At 69.9% G+C, this 1647-nt stretch carries 2 protein-coding genes; one reads left to right on the top strand and one right to left on the bottom strand.

Annotated elements, in window-relative coordinates:
- Positions 1-119 precede the first annotated feature (119 nt).
- Positions 120-590 (top strand): hypothetical protein, encoded by a 471-nt coding sequence (locus tag ABZT06_RS50520; protein WP_355756695.1) that lies wholly within the window; start codon positions 120-122, stop codon positions 588-590.
- Here ABZT06_RS50520 and ABZT06_RS50515 read toward each other — a convergent pair.
- Positions 562-1503, bottom strand: a complete 942-nt coding sequence (locus ABZT06_RS50515; protein ID WP_355756693.1) for an IS5 family transposase — start codon at positions 1501-1503, stop codon at positions 562-564. The genes ABZT06_RS50520 and ABZT06_RS50515 overlap by 29 nt on opposite strands.
- Positions 1504-1647: the final 144 nt, after the last annotated feature.

Below are 1647 nucleotides of genomic sequence, written 5' to 3'. Positions count from 1 at the left end.
AGACGCCATCCGCTTTCCGAACGTGATCGTTTGGTTCGGGGTGGGTGGGCATGAACTCCGGCTGGCGGCGGGAGAGATGGGCGTGGTTCGTCCGTTCGTCTCGCTTGTGGAGGTGGCTGGTGCCGTCGGTGCTCGGTCTGCTGGAGGCCCGGGAGAAGAAGGTCCGGGAAGAGGTCGCGCGGTTGCGGGAGGAGGCCGAGCGGGTGCAGGCCGCGCTCGGCGAGGCGGAACGCGCGCTTCAGCGTCTGGCGGATGCCCGTGTGACGGTGGCCGAGGTGCTGGCGGAGCCGCCTGTCGCGGTCGCGGAGCCGGTGGTGAGTGTGGTGGCGGGGTCGGTGGTTCCGCGACGGACCGAGGGGATGACGGCGTCGGCCCTGCCTGCGGACTACCAGCGGATCATGTCCGTACTGGAGTCGGATGCGGGCCGGGAAGGCATGCGGTGCCAGCAGCTGGCTGCCGCCCTGGGCCTTCAGGCGGTCCCGGCGAAGGTCGAGGGACTTCGGTCGAAGGCGAAACGCCTGGTGGAACGAGGCTGGGCGCTCCAGACGCGGCCGGGAGTGTTCACCGCGCTCGGGACGCCGTCCGGCTGAAGGCACCGGGCCGGCGTCCGGCCAGGCGGCCGCTCATGAGCATGGTCATCGACCACAGCACCATGGCCTCGTGCATGGCGGGCAACGTCTCGTAGTCGCGGACCAGGCGACGCGAGCGCATCAGCCAGCTCAGCGTTCTTTCCACCACCCACCTGCGCGGCAGCACCACGAACCCCGTGGTGGCGTCAGAGCGTTTGACGATCTCGAGCGTGAGGTGGAGCTTCTCGGCCGCCCAGTCGACCAGGCGCCCCGCATAGCCGCCGTCCGCCCAGACGAGCCGGACGGAGAAGTACAGCCTGCGCAGCCGTTCCAGCAGAGGAACTGCGGCGTCGCGGTCCTGCACGTTTGCTGCGGTCACCGCGACGGCCAGGACCAGGCCGAGGCAGTCCACCACCAGGTGTCGTTTGCGGCCGCCCACCCTTTTGCCGCCGTCCCAGCCGGTCGTGGAGCCCGGGACGTTCGCCGCTGCCCGCACTGACTGCGAGTCCACGATGGCGGCCGTCGGGTCCACGTCGCGGCCCTCCTTCTGGCGCACTTTGTCGCGCAGCCGGTCGTGGAGCTCGGCGAGCAAGCCCGTCACCTGCCAGCGGCGGGCGAACGCGTGCACCCGCCGGTACGGCGGGAAGTCACAGGGCAGGTTGACCCACTTGACGCCGTTGTCGACGACATAGCGGACTGCGTCCAGCATCACGCGGTGGCAATAGCCCTCCGGCCGCCCGCCCCGCCCCTGAAACCACGCGGGGACCGGCAGCAGCGGCCGGAGTACCTGCCACTCCGCCTCCGTCAGGTCGGAGCCGTAACACCGCACGCGGACGGGCCCGTCCGCCGCGTTGCCGAACCTGTGCGCGAGACAGTCACACGCCGGAGAAGGCGCGTTGGACTCCACAGACGCGAGCACGAAAGACTGCGACACAGGGCCTCCTGGTGCTGCTCGGTTGGGATCGCAACCCCGAGCTACCAGGAGGCCCTGCCGTTATGCCCCGACCGCCGAGAGGTCACCCGAACAGGAACCGTGTTCGACTGGTCAAGCCTGCTGAGCGGTAAGCGGATGGCTTCT

This window comes from Streptomyces sp. NPDC005483 (assembly GCF_040606035.1).
Lineage (GTDB): Bacteria > Actinomycetota > Actinomycetes > Streptomycetales > Streptomycetaceae > Streptomyces.
The sequence above is the reverse complement of the archived record's forward strand: the minus strand, read 5'-3'. Positions and strand labels throughout refer to the sequence as shown.